At 33.7% G+C, this 3,518-nt stretch carries 7 protein-coding genes and 1 tRNA gene; 4 read left to right on the top strand and 4 right to left on the bottom strand.

Translation table 11 applies throughout. The annotated features are described in order from the left end of the window. On the top strand, positions 1–301 hold a 301-nt coding region (locus tag U9Q18_07430), incomplete at its 5' end, for a GNAT family N-acetyltransferase (protein ID MEA3314190.1). Positions 302–381: 80 nt separating this feature from the next. After that, complete coding sequence (locus tag U9Q18_07435; GenBank protein ID MEA3314191.1) at positions 382–789, top strand: GNAT family N-acetyltransferase; 408 nt, start codon at positions 382–384, stop codon at positions 787–789. Between the two features lie 94 nt (positions 790–883). On the opposite strand, the gene U9Q18_07440 is transcribed toward U9Q18_07435, so the two are convergent. The 4 genes from U9Q18_07440 to U9Q18_07455 all read right to left on the bottom strand — a co-directional run bounded on the left by U9Q18_07440 (position 884) and on the right by U9Q18_07455 (position 2,588). After that, positions 884–1,135 carry a hypothetical protein gene (locus tag U9Q18_07440; protein MEA3314192.1) on the bottom strand — a complete coding sequence of 84 codons (252 nt, stop codon included), beginning with the start codon at positions 1,133–1,135 and terminating at the stop codon, positions 884–886. Between the two features lie 63 nt (positions 1,136–1,198). Further along, positions 1,199–1,693 carry an MGMT family protein gene (locus tag U9Q18_07445; GenBank protein ID MEA3314193.1) on the bottom strand — a complete coding sequence of 165 codons (495 nt, stop codon included), beginning with the start codon at positions 1,691–1,693 and terminating at the stop codon, positions 1,199–1,201. A gap of 152 nt (positions 1,694–1,845) precedes the next feature. Then, positions 1,846–2,250: a PAS domain-containing protein gene (locus tag U9Q18_07450; GenBank protein ID MEA3314194.1), complete on the bottom strand. Its 405-nt coding sequence runs from the start codon at positions 2,248–2,250 to the stop codon at positions 1,846–1,848. Between the two features lie 262 nt (positions 2,251–2,512). After that, positions 2,513–2,588 (bottom strand) — tRNA-Asn (locus tag U9Q18_07455). A gap of 331 nt (positions 2,589–2,919) precedes the next feature. Between U9Q18_07455 and U9Q18_07460 the strand changes: the two genes are divergently transcribed. Continuing rightward, complete coding sequence (locus U9Q18_07460; protein ID MEA3314195.1) at positions 2,920–3,162, top strand: recombinase family protein; 243 nt, start codon at positions 2,920–2,922, stop codon at positions 3,160–3,162. Positions 3,163–3,167: 5 nt separating this feature from the next. Then, the coding region (locus tag U9Q18_07465; GenBank protein ID MEA3314196.1) for a site-specific DNA-methyltransferase at positions 3,168–3,518 on the top strand (351 nt) is incomplete at its 3' end.

Below are 3,518 nucleotides of genomic sequence, written 5' to 3' on the forward strand. Positions count from 1 at the left end.
CCCTCTTTTTTTAAAGGCCAGGGATGTAACCGGATGGGTCAATAGAGAGGAGCATTATATCAGCAACGTCGCTGTTTATCCGGAATATAGAGGAATGGGCATAGGAACAGATTTAATTACTAAGATTGAAATAGAGGCGAGAAGAAATGGAGCAAAAAAAATAGCGTTGGATGTAGAGACAGAAAATTTGAAAGCAGTTAATCTCTACAAGAAGCTTGGGTATGCGATTACTAAGGAATCTTCAATAAGGTTGGATAGGGAATTATTTAGCTTCTATAGAATGTATAAGAAATTAAAATGATATGTTGATTAATATGTATCTGAGGATTTATAGGCAGTAAAAACATCGGGCAAAGTATTAGCGGCTAAGGGGGAAAAATGATAAATATCTGCTACGCAAGTGATAAAGATATAAACTATATTGTTAAGATAGATCTGCATTTAAAAACTGTTGAAATTAAAGAAAAAGTGCGTCGAAAAGAAATTATTATCGTAAGAGACGAAAAAGACACACCAATCGGTCTTTTAAGATTTAATTTGTTCTGGGACGAAATACCATTTATGAATTTAATAATTATTAACTCACGACACCGGAGAAAGGGCATTGGGAAAAAGCTTGTTGAATTTTGGGAAAAGGAAATGCGAAATAAAGGATATAAAAAAACAATGACATCGACATTATCAAATGAGCAAGCACAGCATTTTTATAGAAAGCTTGGATACAGGGATGCAGGTTCACTATTGCTGGATAAGGAGCCGCTGGAAATTATTTTTGTGAAAGATATATGATTGCTTGTAGAAAAAAGAGCATTATACGGTGCAACTAGCGAACTACATATACCGCGTTAGCGATTAAAGAGAGCATGGAGTTTTGCTGCTGGACTTATAGTATTTTACCCCAAAATGTAACAAAATAACCTCCCTCACAACTTGCAACCCATCTTCCAAATGGTAACCACATAACAGTATAATCACAAATCAACTCGCCAGTTTGTTTATCGATTGTTCCGTCTATTCTGGCTTTTTCTTTAAAGACCCTGTCATGAATAGCTTGATTATTCATCCAGGGCGCCCAAATCAATAACAACATGACTACAAGAGTTATGATTAAAGTAATTTTAGCATTCTTTTTCATATTTGTACGTTATTAACATTTATTTATTAAACTTTTGTTTTTTTTATTCATAGTCTTGCTCAATTATTGTAACTTTGCCAAATACTTTTCAAAATCAGCGACTACATATTTTTTACCTTTTTGAATTACCTTATGTCCTTCCTTCTCCAAAAGTTTCTTCTGAGCCTTTATCCCACCAGAATATTTCTCGTTTATTACTCCGCCTGTTTTTAATGTTCGCCAATAAGGAGTGATGTCCTTCTTTCTATCCGCTATAACTTCTGCTGCTGCCTCAGCCGCGATGCGAGCGAAAATTCCGGTAGTTAGCGGACAGCCAATTGTAGCATTGTGTTTTTGAGCAAGCGTCGTACGAATGTCATTAATGGTAATGAGTTTTCCTTTAGGTACTTTTTTCATAATTTTATCCACTTCAATTGGCACCGGAATTACCATTGTATCACCAATTTTTGTCCCCCATCTGCCAGCCATTTTGGGAGTAATCTGCACTATTTTCGGCAGACCTTTACTATCTCTCAATTTTTCCTGCCAAGACTTGGGTTTTTTAGATTTTTTACTCATCTTTATGCCTCCATATTTAATTAACTTTAACCTTTAAATATTCTTCTTTATTTGAAGGCGAAGCTCAGGTTTTCACTTAATATTTTGCGGACAAAATAAGTTGCCGAAGGTTGTAGCCTCATATCTGTTGTTGTGCGATGTGGGCGTAATTTTTAATCCAGTAAGCGCTTATCGCCTTTTAATTTTTGTATTTCTGATACGTTTTGGCTTGCTTCTAAACATCCTAAATAGTTGCCAGCCGGATCTCTTAGTGCATAATATTCAATTAATACTTTATTCTTTTCATTGTTTTTGCCAATTGGTAAATCAATCCAAAATCTTGCTTTCTCTCTTTTTCCTTCTTTCATTTCGTGTAAAATTGTTTCTACCTTAGCCAAACTTTTTTTTGGATGACAATTTTTTACATTTTTTCCTATTACTCCCGCAGGCCGTTTAAAAATTCTTGTCTCATGCTTGTTCCATGCTAAAACATTATCGGATTTATCTATCACTGAAAATTCAATTGGTAGCGTTTCTAATAATGCATTGAGAATTTCTTTTGGTAATTTTCCTATCATTTTATCCTCCTGTTAGTAAGTAATGTTAAACTTAACTCCCCTTTTTGTTACTACAGTTTATCACCATAGTTTAATATTACATAAACAATAGTAATAAAGAGGAAGAAAAAAGTCAAATTCAGTTTGATTGGATTTTTTCCAGCCGTGCAGGCAAGATTGGATTTAACCATTATCCCAGAATAGGAGTAAGAGAAATTTTGTCTTTTTTTTGCGTGGGCGTGTCTTAAGAACACCCCGAAAGAGTTTGAAACAGTGATTAAGTTGGCTCCCTGTGTAGGACTTGAACCTACAACCTAGTGGTTAACAGCCACCCGCTCTGCCAATTGAGCTAACAGGGAACCTGTTAGTACATAAATAAGATATTCAAAAATGCATTTTTGTCAAGAGGAGAAGAGGTTTTATATTCCTTGAGATGTTTATTTAATTCGGTTTTACGTATGTAACTGATAATTTTTAATTTTCTGAAAACTATTATAATCAAACTGTGAAAATATATTTGAAAATTGTGCAATATATTTTAAAAAGAAGGATTTTGTAATTTGTTTGTTGTATTATAAAATGGATATAGAAAAATTAAAAAAGATTTACTTATTTACTATTGGTGTTAAATAAAATAGATATAGATTATCGAAGCCTGATAGAGAAGAACCATCCCTGATACGTAAGAGAATGGGATTGAGAGAAATTGCCAGGGGGCTAAATGAAAAAGGCGTACCTACTGCAAGGGGCGGCAAGTGGTATGCCGGGACCATTAAATATATATTGGAAAATCCTCTTTATAAAGGGATGGCTCATTATGAGGAAAATAATTTAAAAAAAATAAGGAATTTTAATAGTTTTAGGCTAAATATCTGCATAAAAAATATTTATTTATTACACAGTAAAGTAAAAACTTCTCTAATAGGAGGCTAACATACATGGAAAATAACAAAAAATATGTAGAACTGCTCTGGGCAAATAAATATGATAAATTTGAAAAAGGAGAGAGGATATCAATAGAAAAGCCTAATCTCCCTTTTCAGGTTGTGGAAACAATAAATAAACCCAGACTAAAAGACTTGGAAAAGGGAGAGGTGCTTTTTGATCCCTTACAATGTTATCCTGAAAGTGAGTATCCTGAAAATTATCCCAAAGATTGGAAAAATAAACTTATTTGGGGTGATAACAAACTGGTAATGTCATCTTTAATTAAACAGGGATGGGCAGGAAAGATAAATCTTATTTACATTGACCCACCCTTTTTTACAGGTGCAGATTTCACCATAAGA

The sequence above is a fragment of the Caldisericota bacterium genome (genome assembly GCA_034717215.1).
In the GTDB taxonomy this organism is placed as follows: Bacteria; Caldisericota; Caldisericia; order Caldisericales; family Caldisericaceae; genus UBA646.